The organism is Alteromonas sp. 38, from assembly GCF_902506055.1.
Classification (GTDB): domain Bacteria; phylum Pseudomonadota; class Gammaproteobacteria; order Enterobacterales; family Alteromonadaceae; genus Alteromonas; species Alteromonas lipotrueae.
Map to the genome: position 1 here is coordinate 4,105,921 of NZ_LR733300.1, position 25,734 is coordinate 4,131,654.

A 25,734-nucleotide genomic window follows, 5' to 3' on the forward strand; every position below is an offset into this window, starting at 1 on the left:
GATGACATAATTGCACAAAAAGAAAAAGGCACCAATGGGTGCCTTTTTAAATATTTTAACTGTCTTTTTTACTTAGCTACACGCCCATACCTATCAGAAAAACGCACAATATCGTCTTCACCTAAGTAGGCGCCTGACTGAACTTCAATAAGCTCTAATTGGATCTTACCCGGATTTTCTAGAGCGTGAACCGCACCTATAGGAATGTAAACCGATTGGTTCTCGGTGACTAATGTGGTTTTATCATCAATGGTGACATTGGCACTGCCCGATACTACTATCCAGTGCTCAGCGCGATGGTGGTGCATTTGGACCGAAAGCTTTTCGCCAGGTTTTACAGTAATACGCTTAACTTGGAAACGGGCACCGTTATCAATTGAATCGTAACTTCCCCATGGGCGAAAAACTTCACGATGGAATTGAAATTCTGGACGTTTCTCAGCTTTAAGTTTATTGACTACATTCTTGATGCTCTGTGCATCGTCTTTGTGAGCGACCATCACCGCATCTTTGGTTTCAACTACAATAACGTCTTCTAAACCAATAACTGATACTAAGCGCTGCTCAGCATTCACGTAACTGCTTTTTGTATTCTCTAGAATGGTATCACCAACAGAAACGTTACCATTTTGGTCTTTTTCCGCAGTTTCCCATAATGACGTCCAGCTGCCTACATCACTCCACTGTGCATCAAGCGGTACCATAGCAGCACTGTCAGTTTTTTCCATTACTGCGTAATCGATAGAATCATCTGGGCAGGTAGCAAAAATATCATGATCAACCCGGATAAAATCTAGGTCTGGGGCTTCTGTATCGATGGCGCGTTTACATACGTCTAGCATTTCAGGGCTGTATTTTTCTAGCTCTTCTAAATACCTGCTAGCTTTGAACATAAACATGCCACTATTCCAATAATAGTCGCCAGAATCTACATATCCTTTTGCAGTTTCAAGCGCTGGCTTTTCAACGAACTCAGCAACTTCATAACCATCACCGAGTGTACTCCCAGCTTTGATGTAGCCGTAACCCGTATGTGGTTGATCTGGCACTATACCAAACGTCACTAATTTACCTTGCTCAGCTAACTTTTCTGCTTTTTCGATTGCAGTATGGAATGCAGGCTCATCTTTGATTAAGTGATCAGCTGCTAGCACGAGTAAAACAGGGTCTTCGCCATTCATCGTTGCATGCAACGCCGCTAGTGCAATAGCAGGTGCAGTATTACGGCCAACTGGCTCTAACAAAATACCGCCGTGGTTAATATCTTTTTGACGTAATTGTTCTGCAACCAAAAAGCGATGGGCATCATTACATATGAAAATGGGGCTTTGGGCTTTAGTGCCATTCAACCGAACGATAGTGTCTTGCAACATGGTGTTATCGGATGTAAGTGACAGAAACTGTTTAGGTAACGCCGCTCTTGATTTTGGCCATAAGCGGCTTCCAGTGCCGCCTGCAAGTACTACTGGTTTCATATTAACTTCCTTAATGGGTGAGAGAACTCTCACGTCCTGATACTTTATTATCCTTTAAGTATACAAAGATTTGTTTAGGTATGAAACGGGGCTTCCTGCAATTAACCGGATTAATTATTACTTGATGTGGATATTAATTTTCATAAACAAAAAACCCGGCCTAAGCCGGGTTTTTTAATAATTCTGAATTATCAGAATTAAGAGTATTTATTACTCTTCAGTTGCTTCTACTGCTTCTTCTTCAGCTTCAACAACTGGACGGTCTACTAGTTCAACGTATGCCATAGGGGCATTGTCGCCAGCACGGAGTCCGCATTTAAGAATGCGAGTGTATCCGCCTGGGCGAGCTTCGTAACGAGGACCAAGCTCGTTGAATAGTTTACCAACAACTTCTTTATCACCAGTGCGGGCGAAAGCTAAACGGCGATTTGCAACGCTGTCTTGCTTAGCCATAGTGATAAGAGGCTCAATAACGCGACGTAATTCTTTCGCTTTTGGTAACGTCGTTTTGATCACTTCGTGCTTGACCAAAGAGCCGGCCATGTTCTTGAACATAGCTTGACGATGGCTGCTGTTGCGATTCAACTGACGACCACTCTTACGATGGCGCATAGTTTTATCCTTCTCTACAAATCAGTTTATTAAAAACCTGATTAATCTTTTTCAGCGATGCTCTCAGGCGGCCAGTTTTCTAGGCGCATACCTAGAGAAAGTCCACGAGATGCTAGAACATCTTTGATTTCAGTTAGCGATTTTTTACCAAGGTTTGGCGTTTTAAGTAGCTCAACCTCAGTACGCTGAACCAGGTCACCAATGTACTGGATAGCTTCTGCTTTTAAACAGTTAGCAGAACGTACAGTTAGCTCTAGGTCATCAACTGGGCGAAGTAGAATCGGATCAAATTCCGGCTTCTCTTCTTTCGCTTCTGGCTCAGACACATCACGTAAATCTACGAATGCATCAAGCTGTTCAGCTAGGATAGTCGCAGAACGGCGGATCGCTTCTTCAGGATCTAAAGTACCGTTCGTTTCCATATCGATAATCAATTTGTCTAGGTCTGTGCGTTGTTCAACACGGGCAGACTCTACACTATAAGCTATACGCTCTACTGGGCTGTATGAAGCATCAACTAACAAACGACCAATTGGACGATCATCTTCTTCAGAGGAGCGACGGGTAGAAGCTGGTACATAACCGCGACCCATTTCTACTTTAATGCGCATGCTGATTTCAGCTTCGCCAGTTAAAGTACAAACTAAGTGGTCAGGGTTAACAATTTCTACGTCGCCATCATGCTGAATGTCACCAGCAACAACAGGGCCAGCGCCAGATTTCACTAGAGTTAGGGTTGCCTCAGTTTTACCTTCAAGGCGAACCGCTAAACCTTTAAGATTTAGCAAGATTTCAATTACGTCTTCTTGCACACCTTCTTTGGTGCTGTACTCGTGAAGAACGCCATCAATTTCTACTTCAGTAACTGCGCATCCTGGCATGGATGACAACAAGATACGACGTAGGGCGTTACCTAGAGTGTGGCCAAAGCCGCGCTCTAGTGGTTCCAAAGTTACTTTGGCACGAGTAGGAGAAACGTTTTCGATCTCAACTAATCTCGGTTTAAGGAATTCAGTCACAGAACCCACAATGCTTCCTCTTTAGTTAGCTTTACTTAGAGTAAAGTTCAACGATCAACTGTTCGTTAATTTCCGCAGACAAATCAGTTCTTTCTGGTAGGCGCTTAAAAGTACCTTCCATTTTAGTGCTGTCTACTTCAATCCAAGTTGGCTTCTCGCGTTGGTCAGCCAGTTCCAAAGCAGCTACGATACGAGCTTGCTTCTTAGCTTTTTCACGAACAGAAACCACGTCTTCGGCAGAAACGTTGAATGATGGAATGTTCACAACTTGACCATTTACCATGATCGCCTTGTGGCTAACTAGCTGACGTGCTTCTGCACGTGTGCTAGCAAATCCCATACGATAAACTACGTTATCAAGACGCTTTTCTAAAAGTTGTAACAAGTTTTCACCTGTGTTCCCTTTTAGACGTGCAGCTTCTTTATAGTAGTTACGGAATTGCTTTTCAAGAACGCCATACATACGACGAACTTTTTGTTTTTCACGCAGCTGAACACCGTAGTCAGACAAACGGCCACGACGGGCTCCATGCTGACCAGGCGCTGTATCGATTTTACATTTAGAATCGATTGCGCGAACGCCGCTCTTAAGGAACAAATCAGTTCCTTCGCGACGGCTAAGTTTGAGTTTTGGACCCAAATATCTTGCCATGATCTTTCTCCAACTGTCCGTCGATTAAACGCGACGTTTTTTCGGTGGACGACAACCGTTGTGAGGAATTGGTGTCACATCGGTAATATTTGTGATCTTATAACCAGTAGCGTTAAGAGCACGGATCGCAGACTCACGGCCTGGACCTGGACCTTTTACAAACACTTCTAGGTTTTTAAGACCGTATTCTTGTGCAGCAACACCTGCACGCTCTGCAGCAACCTGTGCAGCAAATGGGGTAGATTTACGTGAACCACGGAAACCTGAACCACCAGATGTCGCCCATGCTAATGCATTGCCTTGACGGTCTGTAATAGTCACAATTGTGTTGTTGAAAGACGCATGGATATGAGCCATACCGTCTGCAACCTGACGTTTAGCGCGCTTACGCGTACTACGAGCTGGTGCTTTAGCCATAACTTATTCCCCGTTTACTTCTTAATTGGCTTACGAGGACCTTTACGGGTACGCGCATTTGTTTTAGTGCGCTGACCACGTAGAGGCAAGCTACGACGGTGGCGAATACCACGGAAGCAACCCAGGTCCATCAAACGTTTGATGCTCATAGAGACTTCACGGCGTAAATCACCTTCAACGGTAAATTTAGCCACTTCGTCACGAAGCTTATCAATAGTCGCTTCGTCTAGCTCTTTGATCTTTGTATCTTCTGCAACACCAGCACCTACACAAATGCTTTTAGCACGTGTAGGACCAACGCCATAGATCGCTTGGATAGCGATTACAGCATGCTTGTGCTCAGGAATGTTAATGCCAGCGATACGGGCCATTAACAGCACTCCTCTAATTTATTGTTGACGACCTAAAAAGCCCGATAGGATACTTACCCGTCAACTAAATTGCAAATATTTAGGTTCTGAACACTTTAAACAAAACCAGCAGAACCTGATAAGTATAAGTCAGGCCCTGCTTATTGGCTTTGCGAGTATTCAGTACCGCGTAGATTAACCTTGCCTTTGCTTATGCTTCGGCTCTGTACAAATTACGCGCACAACACCGTTGCGTTTGATAACTTTACAGTTACGGCAAATCTTTTTAACTGATGCACGAACTTTCATTACATCACTCCCCTATCTTATAAATTAAGGGGCTAACTTAACGGCCGTAGCCTTTAAGATTAGCTTTCTTCAGAACAGACTCATATTGACTACTCATCAAATGTGTCTGCACCTGTGCCATAAAGTCCATGATAACCACCACAATAATTAGAAGCGACGTACCACCGAAGTAGAACGGAACATTCCAGGCAATTAGCATGAATTCAGGCACCAAACAAATAAAGGTTATGTACAGCGCGCCTGCCAGAGTCAGACGAGTCATTACCTTATCGATATAACGTGATGTTTGTTCACCAGGACGGATACCTGGTACAAACGCACCAGACTTCTTCAAGTTATCCGCAGTTTCACGCGGGTTGAAAACCAACGCCGTGTAGAAGAAGCAGAAGAAGATTATCGCTGTTGCGTATAACATCACATACAGGGGCTGACCTGGAGATAGCATAAGTGCTACGTCCTGCAACCACGCCGTAGATTCATTCTGTCCGAACCATCCTGCGATAGTACCCGGAAACAAAATGATGCTGGAAGCAAAGATGGGTGGAATAACACCAGCCATGTTGACTTTCAGTGGTAAATGCGTGCTTTGCGCGGCAAAAACCTGACGGCCTTGCTGACGCTTTGCGTAGTTTACCACAATTCTGCGCTGTCCGCGCTCTACAAATACCACAAGGTATGTAAGCGCAATAACAATCACAGCCATCAACAACAAGAACAACAGGTTAATGTCGCCTTGTCTTGCTTGTTCTGCCGTCTGACCTATCGCTGTTGGTAGACCGGCAACAATACCAGCAAATATCAATATAGAAATACCGTTACCGATACCTCGTTCAGTAATTTGCTCACCTAACCACATTAGGAACATCGTTCCTGTGACCAAGCTCACTACTGCCGTAAAGTAGAATCCGAAGCCAGGGTTCAATACCAGTCCATTAATTAGGTTAGGCAGACCCGTCGATATTCCAATTGATTGGAAGATAGCCAATACCAACGTTAGATAACGTGTGTACTGACTAATTTTACGACGACCTGCTTCGCCTTCTTTTTTAAGCTCTATCATCGGTGGATGAACCACCGAGAGCAACTGCATAATAATTGATGCAGTAATGTATGGCATGATGCCCAAAGCCAGAACGGATGCACGCTCAAGCGCACCACCGGAGAACATGTTAAACATTTCTACAATGGTACCTTTCTGTTGCTCGAACAAGTCAGCAAGTACAGCTGGATCGATGCCCGGAATAGGAACGTAAGAACCTAATCTGAATACAACAATCGCACCGAGTACGAACAACAATCTTGCTTTAAGCTCACTCAAGCCGCTTTTCGCGCCTGAATCCAATCCTGGTTTAGCCATCTAGCTTATTCCTCTACTTTACCGCCAGCAGCTTCAATCGCTTCTTTAGCGCCTTTAGTAACCTTTAAACCGCTTACTGTAACAGCGCGTGATACTTCACCGCTCTTGATAACTTTAACGAACTGAATCTCTTTTTTCACAAGACCAGCTGCTTTTAAAGTTTCTAGAGATGCTGTATCACCATCAACCTTTGCGATTTCTGCAAGAGTTACTTCGTCAGTAACGAAGCTCTTACGTGATGTGAAACCGAATTTCGGAAGACGACGCTGAAGTGGCATCTGACCACCTTCAAATCCTGGCTTAACACGGCCACCTGAACGGCTTTTTTGACCTTTGTGACCTGCGCCACCTGTTTTACCTAGACCTGAACCGATACCACGACCAGTACGCTTACCAGAATGTTTAGCTCCTGGAGCAGGAGCAATAGTATTTAAACGCATAACTTACTCCTCGACTATTTCGACCATGTAATTAACACGGTGAATCATGCCGCGTACACTTGGCGTATCTTCCAGTTCACGAACATGGTTGATTTTACGAAGGCCTAAACCTTTAAGCGTAGCTCTGTGCTTTGGCAGACGGCCAATCGCACTTTTAGTTTGCTTTACTTTAATCGTTGCCATGTCTGATTACCCCAAAATTTCTGATACAGACAATCCACGTTTCGCAGCAACTTTCGCTGGAGAATTCATCTCTGTCAGCGCGTTGATTGTTGCACGAACAACGTTGATTGGGTTCGTAGAACCGTAACATTTTGAAAGTACGTTCTGTACACCAGCTACTTCAAGTACTGCACGCATTGCACCGCCGGCGATGATACCGGTACCTTCTGATGCTGGTTGCATGTAGACTTTAGAGCCAGAGTGACGACCTTTAATTGGGTGCTGTAACGTGTGGCCGTTAAGGTCAACGTCAACCATGTTGCGACGTGCCTTTTCCATAGCTTTCTGGATTGCAGCAGGCACTTCACGTGCTTTACCGTAACCAAAACCTACGCGACCATTACCGTCACCCACTACTGTCAATGCAGTAAAACTAAAGATACGACCACCTTTAACCACTTTAGATACGCGGTTAACAGCAATCAATTTCTCTAATAGTTCACCGTTCTGAACTTCTTGTTTAGCCATTATAAACTCCTAGAACTGAAGGCCAGCTTCGCGAGCTGCATCAGCTAATGCCTTAACGCGACCGTGGTATTTAAAACCACTACGATCGAAAGCCACTTTTTCAATGCCTTTCTCTTTAGCGCGTTCTGCAATTGCTTTACCGACTATCGCCGCTGCTTCAGCGTTACCTGTTGACTTAAGATCTTTTGCAAGTTCTTTATCTACAGTAGAAGCCGCTGCTAATACTTCAGAACCGCTAGGAGCGATTAACTGAGCATAGATGTGGCGAGGTGTACGGTTAATTACCAAGCGATGCGCGGCCAGTTCACGAATTTTTGCTCGTGCGCGTGTAGCGCGACGAATGCGAGCTGTTTTCTTATCCATCGTATCACCCACCTACTTTTTCTTAGCTTCTTTACGACGTACATGTTCGTCAGCGTAACGTACACCTTTGCCTTTGTAAGGCTCTGGTGGACGGTAAGCGCGAATGTTCGCCGCAACCTGTCCTACAACCTGCTTATCGGCGCCTTTCACGACGATTTCAGTTTGCGTAGGCGTTTCAACGGTAATGCCTTCAGGCATCTCGTATACTACTGGGTGAGAGAAACCAAGCGTCAGGTTTAGTTTGCTACCTTGTGCTTGCGCACGGTAACCAACACCATTTAACTGAAGCTTTTTCTCAAAACCTTGTGAAACACCTTGAACCATTGCGTTAAGAAGAGAGCGAGCAGTACCTGCTTGCGCCCAGCTGTCAGCGAAACCTTCACGAGGAAGTGCTTTCAGTTGGTTTTCTTCTTGTACAACTTCTACAGCGTCGTTAAAAACGCGGGTCAAAGTGCCTTTACTACCTTTTGCGGTAATTTCTTGGCCAGCGATAGAAATATCTACACCTGAAACCAAGTCTACTGGGGCTTTTGCTACTCGTGACATTTCAACTCCTCCGTTATGCTACATAACCGATGATCTCACCGCCCATGCCAGCGTTACGCGCTGCACGGTCAGTCATCACACCTTTAGAAGTCGACACGATCGCGACACCCAATCCACCCATTACTTTAGGAAGCTCATCTTTTTTCTTATAGATTCGCAGACCTGGGCGGCTTACACGCTCAATAGTGTCAATTACTTGCTTGCCTTCGAAGTACTTAAGCGTAACTTCTAAAACAGGCTTAACGTCACCAGATGCAGCGAAGTCAGTAATATAACCTTCAGACTTTAATACTTCACAAATTGCTACGCGAAGTTTAGAAGAAGGCATAACTACAGAAACTTTTTCTGCCATTTGGCCGTTACGGATGCGGGTAAACATATCCGCGATAGGATCTTGCATGCTCATTATCAGCTACTCCTTACCAGCTGGCTTTTTTAAGGCCAGGGACTTCGCCGCGCATCGCTGCTTCACGCAGTTTGATACGGCTAAGACCGAATTTGCGAAGGTAACCATGTGGACGACCAGTTACGCGGCAGCGGTTACGCTGACGTGAAGAACTTGAGTCACGTGGCAGTTGTTGTAGCTTAAGAACAGCGTCCCAACGCTCTTCTTCAGATACGTTAACATCGCTGATAGTCGCTTTAAGTGCGGCACGTTTTTCTGCGTACTTAGCTACTAGCTTAGCGCGCTTTACTTCACGGGCCTTCATTGATTCTTTTGCCATAACCCTACACCCTACTTTTTAAATGGGAAGTTGAACGCGTCCAGCAGAGCACGTGCTTCTTCATTTGAGTCCGCACTGGTAGTGATAGTAATATCCATACCACGAACTTTATCCACTTTATCGAAATCGATTTCAGGGAAAATGATTTGCTCACGCACGCCCATGCTGTAGTTACCACGACCGTCGAATGACTTAGGGTTCAAACCACGGAAGTCGCGAACACGTGGGATAGCGATTGAAATCAAACGCTCAAGGAATTCCCACATACGCTCGCCGCGTAAGGTTACTTTACAGCCAATCGGATAACCTTCACGGATTTTAAAGCCCGCTACTGATCTTCTAGCAACTGTAACAATCGGCTTCTGACCGGCGATAGCCGCCATGTCAGCTTGAGCATTCTCAAGCACCTTCTTGTCAGCAATTGCTTCACCTAAACCCATGTTTAGAGTGATTTTTTCAATCCGAGGGACTTGCATGACGCTTTTGTACCCGAACTGCTTAGCAAGTTCAGCTACTACTGTTTCTTTATAGAAATCATGCAGTTTCGCCATCGTACTCTCCAATATAATTAAACAAGTTCGCCGTTAGATTTGAAGAAACGAACTTTCTTCTCATCTTCGAAACGGAAACCAACGCGATCTGCTTTGCCCGTTGCCGGGTTAACAATCGCAACATTAGAAACGTGAATAGAAGCTTCTTTCTCAACAATCCCACCAGCTACACCCAATTGTGGGTTTGGCTTAGTGTGCTTCTTGATAAGATTAACACCTTCTATAATTACACGGTTATCAGCAATAAGCACTTTAAGGACTTTGCCTTGTTTGCCTTTGTCTTTACCCGCTAATACGACTACTTCATCATCACGACGAATTTTATTAGCCATTATCGTGACTCCTTATAGTACCTCTGGGGCCAATGAGATGATTTTCATGAAGTTTTCACTTCTCAACTCACGGGTTACCGGTCCAAAGATACGCGTACCAATTGGTTGCTTGTTTGCGTTAAGCAAAACAGCTGCGTTGCCGTCAAAACGAATGGATGAACCATCTGCACGACGAACGCCTTTTCTAGTACGCACCACCACTGCATTCAGTACGTCACCTTTTTTAACTTTACCGCGAGGAATTGCTTCCTTCACAGTAACTTTGATGATGTCACCGATACCTGCATAACGGCGATGCGAGCCACCAAGAACCTTAATACACTGAACCCTGCGAGCGCCGCTGTTATCTGCAACGTCCAGGTTAGTTTGCATTTGGATCATGTTAGTGCTCCGCTCTATTATGAGACTCTGCCGAGTCGTTATTGCTGCTAAACCCAACAAACATTGTTGAATTTATATACATACCCCCATAAAAAGGGCGCGAAACTATAACAGAAATTTTGAGCTAGAGATAGCGTTAAATTGGATTATTTTTAATCGATGGGGAATTTGAGTAAATCGCTTATGAAAAGCGCGAGGGGCGCACGAAATGTGCCGGAAACTTGTGCGCATTATACTCAGAATTTTATCGTTTGTCTTGTGGTTTTATAGGTACACATAAAAAAGCCTCAGCATTGTCGGGGCTGATAACCAAATGTTGGCTATCAAGCAGGATTTCTGAACCTCTCCTGTTTATGAGACAAGTGGTAGTTAATACAGTCACCTAGCCGCGTAACGCCTGCAGGTTTCGATATAAAATCATCCATTCCTGCTCTCAAACACTTTTCTTTTTCGCCACTCATCGCGTTTGCAGTAAGTGCAATGATAGGGACTGTTTCACCTAGCGCCCTTATTTCTTTCGTGGCAGCTAGCCCATCCATCACCGGCATGTGGCAATCCATGAAGATAAGATCGTATGGCTTCTTCCGCGCTATCGCACTTTTCACCTTTGCTAGGCCTAAGGCACCATTGTTGGCTAGCTCTACCGACACGCCAATTTCTTTTAATTGCTCTTTAATGACTATCTGATTTATTTCGTTATCTTCCACGACTAACACTCGTGATTCTGACAACACTTTTTTGCAAAGCGGCTTTGCCTTGTTTGCTGCGATAGTCTTTTCTTTCAACACGCCGGCATTTGCACAATCGAGAGTCATGGTAACGATAAATCGCGCCCCTTCCCCAAGCGCGCTTGATACTTCTACATTGCCGTCATAATGCTCAACAATATTATTCACAATGGCCAAGCCTAAACCTGTGCCGCCAAAGCGTCGCTGTGTCGACTCTTCAGCCTGAAGGAATGGCGAAAAGATAACTTTTTGCTGTTCATCGCTAATACCAATACCCGTATCGGTAACGATTAGCTTAACCTTAAAGCGCCCCACACCATACTTAGTACATCGCGTACTAATTTTAATTGACCCTTTCTCAGTGAACTTCACCGCATTATTCAAAAGGTTCATCAGTATCTGACTTAGCCTTAATGAATCAGCGAGAAATAATGTATCTGAAACAGCCGCCGTTTCGGTGATAAATTCAATCCCCTTTTTATCGGCTAAGCGGCTAAACATGGGAACTTGTTGCTCAATTAATTCTTTCAAGTTTACAGGCTCAACATCATAGGTCATATGGCCTGAATCAATTTTGGAAAAATCTAAAATATCATTCACGATGTTGAGCAACGATTCCGAGCTACGCATTGCGACATGTGTATATTCTTTCTGTTTTTCATTAAGAGACGTGCTGCAAAGGGTTTCGAGCATGCCTTGTACACCATGAATAGGGGTTCGTATTTCATGACTCATGTTCGCAAGAAACTCACTACGTGCTTTTAGTGCTTGTTCTGCAATAGCGGTTTTTTGTTTCAAAGATTGGGTGGTGTTAAAACGCTCAGTTATATCCCGGGTCGCGCCAATGATTTTAAGGCAGGTTCCATTTTTCATGATGGGGTGTGCTCGACTTTCTAACCACCGCTTTTCTCCGCCATCGGTAATAATTTCGAACTCGTAAGCCCAGTCGCTCCCGGTTCTGGCAATTTCCTCCATTTTAGATTCGTAGACATTTCGCACTTTTGTATTTGCCACAAACTTAAGTGCATGTGCTGGTGTGACTTCTTGTTTGTCGTTGATTTGAAACATGCGCTTCAAAGACGCTGACCACTTAAGTGCACCTGTCTCTAAATCGAGCTCCCACGTACCTACCCCCGCCAATTCAGTAATTTGATTAAGCAGTGCGTTTTGTTCTTCTAATGCGTCTTTCTGAGAAATGATTTCGCTTAACGCTTCTTCACGTGTCACCTCTGCCCCTATCCAGTCGGCAAGTAACAGCAAATAATCATAATCTACAGCGGTGAACCCATCGGTCTTCGACGTAGTGGAAGAAAAGTTCAGTGTGCCATATAAGGCAGCATTCACATGTATAGGGGTGGCTAAGTAGCTTTTTAATGTGTAGAGGGAATAGCACGGATGTCTATTGCCTGGCATAACGTCAACGTCGTTGTAGGCCACGATACCATTTGCATTTACAGTATCAGCACAATAGGTATTAGATAACGGAAATTCAGCGCCGCTTACAATTTCATTTAATGGAGAAATAGCCTGCACCACCGTATAGGTCCCGTTATGCACGTAGCTAACAATGCCGGTTTCGAGGCCTAAAACTTCAGTGCCAATTTCGAGTAATCGAGCCACTTTTTCACTGAAAGACAAAGCACCATCAGTGGTAATTTTGTGAAGATCTTTAATTACACTCATGAGGTTTTCAGCCCTCCCTTAAAAAGCCCTAGAGACAAAAAAGACCATTACGGGAAAGTAATAGTCTTTTCTAAAGGTATCTGAAACTCTCGGTATTTAAAGCAGACCAGCATTAACAATTAGTATAGTTTGCACATAAGTGATTAATACAAAATGTTAATTTCATAGCCAGTTGCGGTATCTGCTGGTTCTACCGTAACAATATAGTTCTCTTCTTCGTTAAATCCGAACAAGGCTGTACGATCTAGCAGAATCTGTTCTTCATTATCATCTTCGTAAACGGCAATGATTTCGTAGTAATCAGACGGTAATACTTCACTGTCCGTTTCGCCAAACTCTAGATTTTGCAGGTCGTATTCTGCGGTATCGATAGTTTCATCGTTACGCACTAGATAGAAGTCCACATCATCAAAGTCTTCAACCAAGTTAATGAAGTTTACTGTTTTATCGTACGCTTGAGGCAGCCCACTTTCTACGAATGTTACCGCGCCAAGTGCACCCGCTTTTTCGTAGATTAGAATTGCTTTACTTTCACCTTGGTTCAAGGTGATAAGCTTATTACTTAGCGTTGTTGCCTCACCAGATGTATCCGTTACTGTTACGCGGTAATCGCCATACCCAATCTCAGTGAATTCAGATAATTCCCCCGCATCCAGAGAAAAAGCAACATCCTCTTCATCAGTGTTACCACCAAAGGTCACATCAAGTGCAGTGGTAATATTTGTTGAGTTATAAATACGGTACTGTGAATCTGCTTCAACGTCGGTTAACGCCGTCACTGATGATGAATTCAAGATAGTATCTACAACCAAACCTGACTGGATTGCGCCACTTACATCACGCATTGTGAGTAGATATTCAGTTTCGTACGCAAAGTCTAGTGTCTGTGATTCAAATAGCACCTCAGTGCTTCCTGGCTCGGTTAAATAAATGGTGTACTCATCTTCATCAAAGTAGTCGCTGTCGTCATCTGGATCCCAGTAGTCAAACTCAATCATTTCAGATGCAGTTACCGTACCTAAGAAGTTTGCCGCTTCAAACGGGTCGCCAGACTCAGCTAAATAAAAGTCGTAAGAACCTTCATCAATGGTTACAGACAATGCGAATAACCTGAAGTGATCTTCTAGCGTTTCACGGGTATAGCTGTAATCGCTGAGAATCGGTGATGCAAAATCGCCACTCATAACGATAAGGTGCTTGTCACCGTTCTTAAGATTAACGGTGTAAGTATCGATAAGCACTTCTTGGTCATCTGAGTCGGTGCGAATGAACTCAAGTTCAATTTCACCGTTGTCCATTGAGTACATCGCAGTAGTATCACCAAATTGCGCAGAGCCAAAGCTATCTCCATCGACTTCTCGCATTTCTACATTCGCACCATTTGGCGAAGCATTATAGAATTGTATATAAGCATACGAGTAATCGGAGCTGCTGTCAGAGCCACCACAAGCAGCTAACCCTGAAATTGCCACCAGACCGATAGCTACGTTTCGTAACCAAGCCGGAAATTGAAATTGCATATACTGAACGTCCTTACTAAATTCGTGATTGTTTGAAGGGAGTTACACTGCCCAGAAAGGCGTGAACTATACTGCCGTATGGCACTACAAAGCTTGTTATAGTTCACACCTTTACGCAGCCTTTACAAAGCTGACAATTCACTACAAAAGTATTTTTGTCTTTCTATACAAAAAAGCCCCTATTACCTGTTCATAAGGTAATAGGGGCGAGCTTTTTATTTGTGGGTTAACTATTCATAGGAATACGATAACGTTACGCCACTGTAAGTCGAGTAAGCACGAATTCCGATATGCCACGTACCCGCAGCGGGTGCTTGGAACGTACACACTTCGTTATTACCATTCTCGTAAGGGCGGCAATCAAAGTCACTGGTTTCTGGCTGCGACCCAAACTTCATGTACAAGTCTGCATCACCACTACCGCCAGACGTTTGTACCGTCATGGTCGTCACGCCTTCAGGAATAGTCCACGTATAACGATTCCAATTACTTTGTGATGCAGATAGTCCCGTCAGTTGACCTGATACCGGCTCAACAGTTGGGTCGGTACCTGGATCTGAACCGCCACTGCCGTCGCATCCGTTAGTATTCAGGTAGCTGTAAGCATCCTCAAGTTGCATAAGGCCAAAACCATATAAGTTATCACGTCCATTTGCCCCCTTATCTTCGGCAGCAGATGTCAACGCATTACGTATTTGGGTGTTTGAGCACTGAGGGAAATAACTCCACACTAAGGCCGCACCACCCGCTACGTGAGGCGTAGCCATTGAAGTTCCACTTAAAGAAGCATATGTGTCGGTGGGGTATGTTGAATAAACAGCACTACCCGGTGCAGCTATTTCAACTTGGTCGTTGTACTGACTGTAGCTTGCTCTATTTTCATTTGAATCAACCGCGGCTACCGACATTACTGCGTCGTAAGAGGCTGGATATGACTTAGCGCTTGTACCTGCATTACCTGCAGCGGCAACCAGAAGTAAGCCATCATCAGTGAAATCTTGCATCGCGTTTTGCTCTGTCGTTGAAGCGCTGCCACCGCCTAAACTCATATTTACCACGTTAGCCCCGGCACTTTGACACTGTGAAATAGCGTCAATAAGATCAGAGGCGTAGGTCCAATCGCCATTGTCATTGAATATCTTAACGATATGTAGATTCACGCCAGGATAAACACCAACAACCCCTTCACTATTGTCATAAGCGGCAATGGTACCGGCAACATGAGTACCGTGACCGTTACCATCGTTATACCAATTCCCTACGGCACTATTATTCGCCTGGCCGGTTACACCATCGTTGGTGCCAGGTAAATCTGGATGCCCTAGGTTGTATCCCGTGTCGATAACACATACACGTCGAGCGGTAGTATCTGCTTGCGAAAGCTGATTAGCTTGTACCATGGTGTAACCGTAAGGGGTGGTTTGTGCCATAGGTGTGCGTTTTACATCTACTTCAATACTTTCTACATTTGCATTGTTACGCAGTTTATTCAGGGCATTTCGGCTTAAAGACGCCGCCATCATGCGATGTTTTCCAAGCTCTTTACGAACATCTCCCCCCACCTTCTGTATTTCACTGCGGGCAGATTGCACTTCAAAAGGTCGCTTTACAGTAGATTTAGTGGCTTGAACTAGCTCAGCTGAGCCAGATTTACTGCTACTGGCATTGCTAATGACATCTGTAGTTAATGTTTCTTTGAATTTAATAATATAGCGCTGCTCTTCTTGTGCAGACTTACCTTTTATTACAAGTCTTTTGCCGAGTAAAGATTGAAGCGATGCTTTTTCTTCAACTTTTACTGGTGCATTGGTGGTGTTTATCGCTGTCGCATTTTTTGTTATTGCTGCTGTTGCAGCGTGACTGACCAACCCTACAGATACTGCAAGGGCAATGGCTGATATACTTGTGTGTTTCATATTCACTTTTATTTCCTGTTGTCTGTCTTGTCGTGTTTCAACGCTTTACAGCGTTTTTGAAACTTCGTTGTTATTAATAGACATTCAGGGCAAACGCTACTTCCTACGAAAGCACTCCATGCTCGAATTCGCCAACGGCCCACATGCCTTTTATCATGGCATTAGGTAATACACCCAATACGCACCAATTAACTATTAAGCATTGAATCAACGAGTTAAGTATTACGTTACGTTCCTTATGTTGAAAATATATACGTAAGTTGCAGATTGGATTGTGCTTTAGTAGCGTTGGAATTTTGGCAAATGCAGGCAGGGCGTGATATTTAAGTGTAAAGCATCAATTTGTAAGTAAATGTTAATTCAGAAATTAGTAAAACTTAAAAATAACTTAAATCAAACTTATCTCTGCCCTAACGTGTTTCAGAAATGAAAAAGCCGCTTACGGTTAGGTTAACGGCTTACATGTGTAATGAATAATTGTTTAGCGACGAAATGAGCTAATTAGCCACGTTGGCGCACTATCTCGTACAAGCAAACACCAGTAGCTACCGATACATTCAAGCTACTTACACTACCTGCCATTGGTAACTTCACTAATTCATCACAGGTCTCTTTGGTAAGCCTGCGCATGCCTTTACCTTCAGCGCCCATTACTAGTGCGGTTGGGCCATCTAGTTTTATATCGTAAAGGGTTTTGTCGGTTTCGCCCGCTGTGCCCACAATCCATAAACCTTTATCTTGTAGGTGCTTTAACGTACGCGCCAAGTTAGTCACTTGAATAAGTGGGATAACTTCCGCTGCTCCGCACGCGACTTTGCGCACAGTGCCGTTAAGGCTGGCCGATTTATCTTTCGGTACTACCACTGCATGCACACCCGCGCCATCGGCGGTACGCAAACAGGCACCTAAGTTATGCGGGTCGGTAATACCGTCAAGCACAAGCAATAAGGGCTTACTTTCTTTGTCTAAGATTCTATCTAAGTCAGCTTCATCCATTACACGAGCGGGTTTCGCTCTGGCGACCACGCCTTGGTGCTGTTCGCCGTTAACTTTGTCGTCTAGTGCTTTACGCTGACAAAACTGTACTGATATACCAAATCGACGTGCTTGATTAACAATATTAGTCAAACGCTCGTCGTTACGGCCTTTTAATACCATAACTTCCATTACACGCTCTGGTTCTTGTTCTAAAACCGACTGCATTGCATGTAAACCATATAACCATTCTTGCTGTGCCATTAACGCTTATCCCCTTTCTTCGAACGCGATGGTGCCCCTTTGCCTTTTGGCGCGCCCTTTTTAGGGCCTCGCTTGGCATTTCTAGGCGGCTTCTTCGCACTGGCTACTTTAACCTTCTTGCCGCCGGGGCCGCGCAGCATAGACTTATCCAGCAATAAATCAATCTTTCTTTCATCAAGGTTAACCGCAGCCACCTTCACTTCTACGGTATCGCCTAGTCTAAATTGACGATGTCCAGACTCACCTGCCAGTATTTGCTTTACTTGGTCATAGTGATAAAAATCATCATCTAGCGAGGTGATATGCACAAGGCCATCGATGTGATATTCGGTTAAGCGAATAAACAAACCAAAGTTTGTCACTGAACTGACTACGCCTTCAAAGGTATCGCCAACGTGGTCAAGCATGAATTCACATTTAAGCCAATCAGCAACATCACGGGTAGCGTCGTCGGCACGACGTTCGGTCATCGAGCATTGTTCGCCTAGCTGTTCAATTTCTTCAACCGTGTAATTCTTCGCACCTGAAACCGTATTTTTACCTTTTTGCTTAGCAATAATACCTTTCAGCGCACGGTGAACCACTAAGTCTGGGTAACGACGAATAGGCGACGTAAAGTGCGCATAGGCTTCAAGGGCTAAGCCAAAGTGACCTAGGTTATCGCCATCGTAAATAGCCTGCTTCATTGAGCGAAGCAACATGGTTTGAATCAGCTCTTCGTCAGGACGACCACGGGTTTTTAATACCACATCGGTAAAATCTGCCGGTAAGGCTTCATCGGTAATTTTGTGCGGCACGCCTATTTCAGCTAAGTAGCTGGTGAAAGCTGTCAGCCTATCGGCATCGGGTTTATCGTGTACACGATATAGTGTAGGCGCTTCATTTTCAGACAGTGTTAGTGCAGCACTAACGTTAGCTAAAATCATGCACTCTTCAATAAGTTTGTGGGCATCGTTACGGATAAGCGGCACGATGTTTTCAATTTTACGCTGGGCGTTAAATACAAACTTACTTTCTTGGGTTTCAAACTCAATAGCACCACGGTGCTGACGGGCTTTTTTCAGCGAACGATATAAGTCGTGAAGATCACGCAAATGCGGCACTTGTGCTTCATATCGTTGATGAAGGTCTTTGTCGCCTTGCAGTATTTTCCATACCTTGGTGTAAGTTAAACGAGCGTGAGAGTTCATTACGGCTTCATAGAACTGATAAGTATCTAACTTACCTTGGGCGGTAATGGTCATCTCGCACACCATACACAAGCGATCAACTTCTGGGTTCAGTGAACACAAGCCGTTAGACAGCACTTCCGGTAGCATAGGAATAACTTGCTCGGGGAAATACACCGAGTTGCCCCGTTGCTGGGCTTCATCGTCTAATGCAGTACCATTTCGTACGTAGTAACTGACATCCGCAATGGCTACCCATAGTTGCCAACCACCATCATCTAACGGTTCACAATATACGGCATCATCAAAATCACGAGCGTCTTCACCATCGATGGTAACAAGTGGAAGCTGACGTAAATCGATTCGCCCTTCTTTTGCTTCATCGGGCACTTGCTCGGTAAGGCTTTTAACCTGTTTGGTAACGCCTTTTGGCCATTGGTGCGGAATATCAAAGGTGCGAAGCGCCATCTCTATTTCCATACCAGGCGCCATATGTTCACCTAGTACTTCAACAATTTTACCCACTGGGCTCATTTTACGACGTGGGCGCTGCGTAAGCTCAACCACCACTATTTGCCCCATACGGGCGCCGTTTACATGTTCAGGGGGAATAACAATTTCATACTGTAGACGGCTGTCATCTGGCACAACCATGCCAAACCCTTGCTCTACAAAGTAGCGACCAACAATAGGCTCTGAACGCGGCTCTACCACTTGCGTAATAAAGGCTTCTTTACGACCGCGACGGTCAGTACCGCTTACTCGCGCTTCTACAATATCGTCATGTAAAAACAGTTTCATTTGGCCTGCACTAATGAACAGATCACCGCTTTTATCTTCGGGGCGCAAAAAGCCGTAGCCATCTCGGTGGCCAATCACTTTACCGCGGAACAACTCATCTTGATCTTGAAGAATATACTTCTTTTGACGGGTGAACTGAACTTGCCCTTCTCGCTCCATAGCGCGAAGGCGGCGCTGAATGCCAATGCGAGCATCTTCTTCTTCGGCATTCACTGCCGTACATATTTCAAGAAAAGACATAGGTCTGTCTTCTTCTTTCAATAAACTCATCAAAAACTCCCGGCTTGCTACCGGATTTTCGTACTTTTCTTTCTCGCGCTGATAATGCGGATCATCACTCATAGAGTTGTTCTGTCGCCTCGTTAGTTTATTCATTTTTCAAACACTGTTGCCCTGTTCAAGGGGTGGCAATTTTAAAGCGTTCGATTTACGCACAGTATAACAGCAATCTACACAAAACATTGCGTTATAAAACTGCCATGCCAGTGTCATACTCTTTCGATATATCTTTAGTTCTCAATCACTAAAAAAATAACGTTTACGGACACGCCTTATGGACAGACGTTCTTTTATTAAATTAAGTTCTATCGCCGGTGCCAGTGTTGCCATTTCAACGGGCTTAGCCGGCTGTGTTTCTACTAAAAAGCCTCAAGATAGTGCCAGCTTCACTCATGGGGTTGCAAGCGGCGACCCACTGCATAATAGCGTTATACTTTGGACCCGCGCTTTGCCCGACAAAAGCGCAGCAAACGCCAACATTTTATGGGAAGTATCAACTTCAAAAGATTTTAGTACGCTTGTTGCCAGTGATATTGCCGAGGCCAAGCAATCACGAGACTATACCGTTAAAGTTGATGTCACCGGTTTGAATCCAGCCACCCGCTATTACTATCGTTTTAAAAGCGCAAATAACATGAGCGAAGTAGGTACAACATTAACCTTGCCGAAAGACAACGTAAGCCAGGTAATGTTCGGGGTGTTTTCATGTTCTAACTACCCTGCGGGCTTTTTTACGCCGTATGCTGATGCTGCGACACAACAGAATATTGATTTTGTATTACATCTAGGCGACTACATTTACGAATATGATGGCGAAGGCTATGCCACCGAACATGCTAAAGAATTAGGCCGCACGTTTGCTAAAGACAACGACACCGAGCTTTATACTCTTGAAGATTACCGTAAACGCTACGCGCTCTATCGTAACGACCAAGGTTTATTAGATTTACACCGTGCTAAGCCTTTTATTGTGGTGTGGGACGATCATGAAATCACTAACGACACCTACAAAGATGGCGCAGAAAATCATCAAGAAGATGAAGGGGATTTTTATGCGCGCAGGGCCGCGGCGGTGCAGGCCTATTATGAGTGGCTACCCATTCGACCTACCTTTGGCGAAAGCAGATTAGAAATATACCGCCAGTTTACCTTTGGCGACTTAGTTGACCTATACATGCTAGATACCCGTGTTCTCGCGCGAGACAAGCAATTAGCCTATAGCGACTTTCGCGACCCTGATGCGCCCGATTCCGAGGCTTTTGATTTACCCGGATTTACCAAGGCGATTAGTGCGCCAGAACGAGGCTTACTGGGTGCTGCTCAACGAACATGGCTTAATACGGCCATGAACAATAGCAAAGCGAAATGGCAAGTATTAGGGCAGCAGCTTTTAATTGGCCGCATGATGTTTCCTGCCTCTATCTTTAATGGTGTCCCTTTTGAAAAAATTCCTGCTCATGTGCACGCCCTTGCAAATAGCAAACGCAGAAAGCTAGCCGGAGAAACCATTTCAGCACAAGAAGAAAAGCTGCTAGCCGCTGCCATGCCATACAACCTTGATGCCTGGGATGGCTATCCGGTAGAAAGGGAACAATTGCTAACGGCAGTGCAACAATTAAATAAACCTGTGATCGCGTTAGCAGGCGACACGCACAATGCGTGGCATAACACCTTAACCTTGCAAGATGGCACAGCGGTGGCAACAGAGCTGGCCACACCCAGTGTCTCATCGCCGGGTATGGAGCATTATTTGAAAATGGATGCTGACGCTGCGACAACCATGGCGGAAGATCTTCCTGTACTTATCGATGATTTAGCATATTGCAATTTGCATCAGCGGGGATATTTAACGGTATCTTTTACTGAAAAACAGGCGGTTGCCACGTGGCGTTATGTAGATTCCATTAAATCCACGTCTGCCAGCACAGTAAATAGTCATGAGTTTGTCATTGAGGGCTGACGAAAGCCTGATTAGTGGCTAAGTAAAAAAAGTAAGTAGTGGCTGGATTGAGACTAGTAAAGCGCTAGCCGCGTTACTTGCCACCTAGCACCAAGACAAAAAAAATCCCGTTACCGCCAAAAGCGAAACGGGATTTTTTATTATTGAAAAGCTACCGATATTAGTAGCTATAGTAGAAACGCACGCCTGCAATGCGCGGCATACCGCGAACATAAGTAGGAATACCTAAACCACCGCCGGTATTACCAGCATCAATCACATACTCTTTATCGAAGGCATTTTCTAAATACACTTCATACGCAAAGCTGCTTGCTTCTTGTGAAAACTGTACAGAGATATCTGTCAATGAATGAGTATCTTGCGACAAACCAGGGTAGTTACTGCTTTCAAAGAATACTTCAGACTGGAAGCTCGTTAGCCAATTCACATTCACTAACCAGTTCTGAACTTCAAATTCCTTATTAATATTAATAGCACCACTCACCTCAGGTGCTAGACGAAACTTATTTCCGGCATACTGGAATGGACTACCATCAGCCGTTTCATCAGCAAACTCTGCGTCTAAGAAGCCGATACTACCGGTTATCGATAACGTATCGCTGTAATGGTAAGTTCCCATGCCTTCAATGCCCGACATGGTTGAATCACCCACAGTTACGGTAATGGATTGCAAAGTTTCAGGATCAGTATAAGACTGTTGATAATCACTATATTCATACGTAAAAATCGCGCCTGAGAAAGTGAAATTGTTACTTTGGTATTTAACCCCTAAATCGTAGCTATCAACAATTTCAGCTTTGGTTGTCGATACCCCAGAAAAATCCGCATTAACTACGGGTGAGCGACGGCCGCGCGCGTAGTTTGCGTAAAAATTCCAGCTATCGTTCATGTCATAACTAACGGCAAAGCGAGGTAGCGTATCGTCGAAGTCGCCTTCACCCTCAAATTCAAATGTGCCTGAATCTAATGTATAGGTGTTTTTGGTATAGCGTGATTCATCAATATAACGTACACCAGCGGTCACATTCACCTTGTCAGTCACAAAGTAAGATACCTCAGCCACATAAGACGTGATATCTAGCTCTGCCTCAAAAATATAAGGGCCTTGAATAATAGTTGAGGGAAAGTCTGCACTTGAAATTGGCGTGCCGTCGGCATTAAACAATGAAGACACTAACATAGCACGCAAAGCTTCAATTTCTTCAAGCGAGGCATCGGTAGCAATATTTTGATTTAACGGAATATTGGTTGAGGCTTCTAGTTGAGCTTTTACCGCGTCGAAGGTGCCACGTACAAACGGGTCTACCATAACGTAATACGGCAGTATCGAATCATCTTGGCTTACAGAGGCGCCCACAAAAGCCACCAGCTTTTCGCCCGAATCATAAACCAAGCGCATAGATCCACCGCTTAGTGTTGCATCGTTATCGAAGTAGGCATCTTGAATTCTAAGGGCTGAACCATCGGCATCAAACCCTTCACTCACTTCTACGTCTTTATAATACGCATCGCCATGAAACATTAAGCTGTTGCTAATATCGTAATCTAGTGAAATATCGTAGGCCTGCAGCGTACGCTCAATGCCAAGCTCGCTCCCCATACTAAATTCAGCAGCCGTAAACGGGCTGGTATCGCCGCCATTAGGGGCAATTGAACCTGATTTAAAGGCAATACCCGGTTGGTCGTTATATTCCATTGAAGCACGGGCGATTATTTCAAAGTTATCGTAGCTGGCCTTCCATGTACCACGAAGGGCCTGCACTGATATGCCTTGTAAGTCTTCGCTGTTACAGGGTACGGTATTGCCTAAATGGTCAATCATGTCGGCGTTGCCATAATAACTGTCTTCAGAACACGCATTGTTTTCTACAATACCGTCCATCTCACGATATAAGCCCGCAATACGCACGCTATGATTGTCATTAATAGGTGTATTGAACATGAACTCGGCTTCTTTACCCGACTCAGTGTCGTAACCTACCTGAACCGTTGCTTCCTTTTCATTGGTAGGCAAGTGAGAGTGAATACTGATAGCACCGTTAGCCGCGGCAACACCAAATAGTGTGGGCTGCGGGCCTTTTAATACTTCAACGCGAGCAATATCGTAAAGCGCCACACTTGATACGGTTTTCTTACTGATATCGAAGCCATCTTGATATACGGAGATACGTGGCGTGGCCGAAACGGAAGATCCGTCGTCTGTAACGCCACGAATATTAAATGAAGGCAGGCTTACCGCTTGTTCTTGTATTTGCACGTTTGGCAAAACGCGAGATAGCTCATCAAGTTCCATAATGTTAGTGCGTTCTAGAAAGTCGCCTGAAATTACATCCATGGTTACCGGAACATCCATTATCGATTGCTCACGCATTTGAGCAGTAACAGTAATTTCTTCAATGTAGTCTTTCTCATCTGCTGGTGAATCTGTATTAGCAAATGTTGGAGCGGCCAATGCACTAAAAATAGCGCTGGCTAATAGGGTTTTTGAAAACATGTGTCTGTCCCTTAATGAATATTTCGTTAGTGTGTTGTGCGCTTGATTGAGTGTGTTTTTTCATGGTTTATTGCAGTAGTGGTCAGAGCTCTGCAAAGCAGATGAATCTAATCTTGTTATAAGACGAAATGATGAAGCGAAGGTGACAGGTAAGAGGCAGTTTTATGACAACATGTTTCAAAACCCAATAAATATCATGCACGTATATAAGTACACAATGAATGTGTTGGATTGGAGTAAGAGGCTATTGATAGCCTACTGGATGTTTTTTCTTGCGATCTTAATTTATTAAAGTCGCACTATATTGCGGTTTAAGTGAATTGCGGACGAACTATATTGCAGTTTAAATGAATTGCGGGCGAAGTGAATTTGCTCAAGCATTGTTGCAGTGGGGGAAGTTTTCGAGCGCGCCATATACTTTTTAGCGAACGTGCTTAATGGCGAGCGAACGTGCTACCAGTGATTGCTAGCCTAAGTGGATTAGCTGTCCAATGGGCGTTTTGCTGCGCGTACTGCTTTAGGGTGCATTAGCTGTTCAAGCTTGCTTAAGTAACTGGCTATTTTTTGATGTTGCGCTTTGTCGTTAGTGACTGAATTGTGCAGCCATTGGTAAGCATCTTGATAATCATAGGGGCTACCGTAGCCGTCTAGAAACAATTCAACTAACTGCAATTGCGCCTTTAAGCTTTTCATTGCCGCGGCTTCTCGCAAATACACCACCGCTCTTTCTTTGTCTTGTTGCACCAATGTACCATTGGCGTAATAACGGCCAAGCTGTTCTAAAGCAGCTGGAAAGCCTTGATTTGCTGCGTCTTCAATGTGAGTCATACCTCGAGCGGGCTCTGCGTCGACACACACACCCCACGCTAACATGTCACCCCATAAAAACTGATACGCGGGCACTTTAAGTATATCGGCACGGGCTTCTATGTCTTGCACCAGCTGACATCTATCAGTGACCACTTTATCTAAGTGGGTATTGGCATTAATCATATCGATAAGCGCATTTTGATCGTATAACTGCACCGCACGAATTTCATCAATAGTTTCCCCTTCAGCCAACACCGCTGCGCTGAAAAGCGAAGAAAGCAATAAACAAATTGTGGGCAGTGAATACAATTTCATATCAATGGCTTCTTTGTTTAGAAATTAATGTTTAAAAGTAACACTTTTAAATCGTTCAGATATAAAGGCGGGGAAACAAATAACGGTATGTATATAACGCTATTGCATCTAGGCCTTATTGGCTATGTTTAATTATCGGCCATTACAGCGAATACTTAATGGTAATTTAACGGGGCTTTGTGGCAGCCCCGCTTCAAGCCCGTATTCGCTAGTGGCTGCTTTTGCGGTTACACAGCGCGGACTGTAGATGGCGGGAGTGATCGGCCAAATCTATTCCTAAATCGGTAAGGTAACCGCCATCAGGCTGAGTAATCAAACCCTTTGTATAAAGTCTTGATGCGGCATTCACCATTGATTGGCTGGCATCGTGATGTATTTTTAGGCCTTGTAATAAACTGTCTGTAGGAAACTTAACTAATAAGTTAAGTTCGTCGAGCATGTCCTGGTCAAATATTGTCATACACTCACCTTAGGCAAAAAAGGGTATTATTGTTATTCACTCTTTTGTATAGACAGTTCAACTACTTGAAGTTCAACCGCACTAACGCTATCAGACTACCATTTACTCAGGGTGTCCAGATTATTTTATCAACATACGCCG

At 44.4% G+C, this 25,734-nt stretch carries 27 protein-coding genes; 1 reads left to right on the forward strand and 26 read right to left on the reverse strand.

Features of this window, described 5'->3' with window-relative positions; all coding sequences use genetic code 11:
- Nucleotides 1-68: 68 nt before the first annotated feature.
- From FLAVO9R_RS17685 to rnr, 23 genes are all read right to left on the reverse strand, one after another.
- Nucleotides 69-1,475, reverse strand: coding sequence for a mannose-1-phosphate guanylyltransferase/mannose-6-phosphate isomerase (locus FLAVO9R_RS17685; RefSeq protein WP_159533483.1), 1,407 nt, complete (start codon nt 1,473-1,475; stop codon nt 69-71).
- A 210-nt stretch (nt 1,476-1,685) separates the two neighbouring features.
- Nucleotides 1,686-2,087, reverse strand: a complete 402-nt coding sequence (gene rplQ / locus FLAVO9R_RS17690) for a 50S ribosomal protein L17 (RefSeq protein WP_013786212.1) — start codon at nt 2,085-2,087, stop codon at nt 1,686-1,688.
- Nucleotides 2,088-2,128: 41 nt separating this feature from the next.
- Nucleotides 2,129-3,118: a DNA-directed RNA polymerase subunit alpha gene (locus FLAVO9R_RS17695; protein WP_041452624.1), complete on the reverse strand. Its 990-nt coding sequence runs from the start codon at nt 3,116-3,118 to the stop codon at nt 2,129-2,131.
- 19 nt (nt 3,119-3,137) lie between these two features.
- Nucleotides 3,138-3,758 (reverse strand): 30S ribosomal protein S4, encoded by a 621-nt coding sequence (gene rpsD / locus FLAVO9R_RS17700; RefSeq protein ID WP_013786214.1) that lies wholly within the window; start codon nt 3,756-3,758, stop codon nt 3,138-3,140.
- Between the two features lie 24 nt (nt 3,759-3,782).
- Nucleotides 3,783-4,175 (reverse strand): 30S ribosomal protein S11, encoded by a 393-nt coding sequence (gene rpsK, locus FLAVO9R_RS17705; protein ID WP_013786215.1) that lies wholly within the window; start codon nt 4,173-4,175, stop codon nt 3,783-3,785.
- Nucleotides 4,176-4,189: 14 nt separating this feature from the next.
- Nucleotides 4,190-4,546 carry a 30S ribosomal protein S13 gene (rpsM, locus tag FLAVO9R_RS17710; protein ID WP_013786216.1) on the reverse strand — a complete coding sequence of 119 codons (357 nt, stop codon included), beginning with the start codon at nt 4,544-4,546 and terminating at the stop codon, nt 4,190-4,192.
- Between the two features lie 174 nt (nt 4,547-4,720).
- A complete protein-coding gene (gene rpmJ, locus FLAVO9R_RS17715) occupies nt 4,721-4,834 on the reverse strand; it encodes a 50S ribosomal protein L36 (RefSeq protein ID WP_013786217.1) in 114 nt (37 codons plus the stop codon).
- 37 nt (nt 4,835-4,871) lie between these two features.
- A complete protein-coding gene (gene secY, locus FLAVO9R_RS17720) occupies nt 4,872-6,191 on the reverse strand; it encodes a preprotein translocase subunit SecY (RefSeq protein ID WP_013786218.1) in 1,320 nt (439 codons plus the stop codon).
- 5 nt (nt 6,192-6,196) lie between these two features.
- Entirely contained in the window at nt 6,197-6,631 is a 435-nt protein-coding gene (rplO, locus tag FLAVO9R_RS17725; protein WP_013786219.1) for a 50S ribosomal protein L15, read from the reverse strand.
- Nucleotides 6,632-6,634: 3 nt separating this feature from the next.
- On the reverse strand, nt 6,635-6,814 hold the full coding sequence (gene rpmD / locus FLAVO9R_RS17730) for a 50S ribosomal protein L30 (protein ID WP_013786220.1): 180 nt from the start codon (nt 6,812-6,814) through the stop codon (nt 6,635-6,637).
- A gap of 6 nt (nt 6,815-6,820) precedes the next feature.
- Nucleotides 6,821-7,321: a 30S ribosomal protein S5 gene (gene rpsE, locus FLAVO9R_RS17735; protein ID WP_013786221.1), complete on the reverse strand. Its 501-nt coding sequence runs from the start codon at nt 7,319-7,321 to the stop codon at nt 6,821-6,823.
- A gap of 9 nt (nt 7,322-7,330) precedes the next feature.
- Nucleotides 7,331-7,684 carry a 50S ribosomal protein L18 gene (rplR, locus tag FLAVO9R_RS17740; RefSeq protein WP_041453128.1) on the reverse strand — a complete coding sequence of 118 codons (354 nt, stop codon included), beginning with the start codon at nt 7,682-7,684 and terminating at the stop codon, nt 7,331-7,333.
- Between the two features lie 12 nt (nt 7,685-7,696).
- Entirely contained in the window at nt 7,697-8,230 is a 534-nt protein-coding gene (rplF, locus tag FLAVO9R_RS17745; protein ID WP_057795824.1) for a 50S ribosomal protein L6, read from the reverse strand.
- Between the two features lie 13 nt (nt 8,231-8,243).
- A complete protein-coding gene (gene rpsH / locus FLAVO9R_RS17750; RefSeq protein ID WP_013786224.1) occupies nt 8,244-8,636 on the reverse strand; it encodes a 30S ribosomal protein S8 in 393 nt (130 codons plus the stop codon).
- Nucleotides 8,637-8,649: 13 nt separating this feature from the next.
- The gene (gene rpsN, locus FLAVO9R_RS17755; protein WP_013786225.1) at nt 8,650-8,955 is read right to left on the reverse strand and encodes a 30S ribosomal protein S14; all 306 of its coding nucleotides are present in this window, start codon (nt 8,953-8,955) and stop codon (nt 8,650-8,652) included.
- 11 nt (nt 8,956-8,966) lie between these two features.
- A complete protein-coding gene (gene rplE / locus FLAVO9R_RS17760) occupies nt 8,967-9,506 on the reverse strand; it encodes a 50S ribosomal protein L5 (RefSeq protein ID WP_013786226.1) in 540 nt (179 codons plus the stop codon).
- 17 nt (nt 9,507-9,523) lie between these two features.
- Entirely contained in the window at nt 9,524-9,838 is a 315-nt protein-coding gene (rplX, locus tag FLAVO9R_RS17765) for a 50S ribosomal protein L24 (RefSeq protein ID WP_013786227.1), read from the reverse strand.
- 12 nt (nt 9,839-9,850) lie between these two features.
- Nucleotides 9,851-10,219, reverse strand: coding sequence for a 50S ribosomal protein L14 (gene rplN, locus FLAVO9R_RS17770; RefSeq protein WP_013786228.1), 369 nt, complete (start codon nt 10,217-10,219; stop codon nt 9,851-9,853).
- Between the two features lie 323 nt (nt 10,220-10,542).
- Nucleotides 10,543-12,630, reverse strand: a complete 2,088-nt coding sequence (locus FLAVO9R_RS17775; protein ID WP_159533485.1) for a GAF domain-containing hybrid sensor histidine kinase/response regulator — start codon at nt 12,628-12,630, stop codon at nt 10,543-10,545.
- A gap of 143 nt (nt 12,631-12,773) precedes the next feature.
- A complete protein-coding gene (locus FLAVO9R_RS17780) occupies nt 12,774-14,150 on the reverse strand; it encodes a DUF4397 domain-containing protein (protein ID WP_159533487.1) in 1,377 nt (458 codons plus the stop codon).
- A gap of 230 nt (nt 14,151-14,380) precedes the next feature.
- Entirely contained in the window at nt 14,381-16,066 is a 1,686-nt protein-coding gene (locus FLAVO9R_RS17785; protein ID WP_159533489.1) for a S8 family serine peptidase, read from the reverse strand.
- Nucleotides 16,067-16,567: 501 nt separating this feature from the next.
- Nucleotides 16,568-17,305, reverse strand: coding sequence for a 23S rRNA (guanosine(2251)-2'-O)-methyltransferase RlmB (rlmB, locus tag FLAVO9R_RS17790; protein WP_013786232.1), 738 nt, complete (start codon nt 17,303-17,305; stop codon nt 16,568-16,570).
- Nucleotides 17,305-19,617, reverse strand: coding sequence for a ribonuclease R (gene rnr / locus FLAVO9R_RS17795; protein WP_159534715.1), 2,313 nt, complete (start codon nt 19,615-19,617; stop codon nt 17,305-17,307). The genes rlmB and rnr overlap by 1 nt, the downstream gene beginning before the upstream one ends.
- Before the next feature lie 211 nt (nt 19,618-19,828).
- On the opposite strand from rnr, the gene FLAVO9R_RS17800 reads away from it, so the two are divergent.
- A complete protein-coding gene (locus FLAVO9R_RS17800; protein ID WP_159533491.1) occupies nt 19,829-21,514 on the forward strand; it encodes an alkaline phosphatase D family protein in 1,686 nt (561 codons plus the stop codon).
- Nucleotides 21,515-21,674: 160 nt separating this feature from the next.
- Here the strand turns inward: FLAVO9R_RS17800 and FLAVO9R_RS17805 are convergent, their stop codons facing one another.
- From FLAVO9R_RS17805 to FLAVO9R_RS17815, 3 genes are all read right to left on the reverse strand, one after another.
- Nucleotides 21,675-24,008 carry a TonB-dependent receptor gene (locus tag FLAVO9R_RS17805; protein WP_159533493.1) on the reverse strand — a complete coding sequence of 778 codons (2,334 nt, stop codon included), beginning with the start codon at nt 24,006-24,008 and terminating at the stop codon, nt 21,675-21,677.
- Nucleotides 24,009-24,488: 480 nt separating this feature from the next.
- Nucleotides 24,489-25,133, reverse strand: a complete 645-nt coding sequence (locus FLAVO9R_RS17810) for a tetratricopeptide repeat protein (protein ID WP_159533495.1) — start codon at nt 25,131-25,133, stop codon at nt 24,489-24,491.
- Nucleotides 25,134-25,341: 208 nt separating this feature from the next.
- Nucleotides 25,342-25,593, reverse strand: coding sequence for a TIGR02647 family protein (locus FLAVO9R_RS17815; RefSeq protein WP_126871752.1), 252 nt, complete (start codon nt 25,591-25,593; stop codon nt 25,342-25,344).
- Nucleotides 25,594-25,734 lie beyond the last annotated feature (141 nt).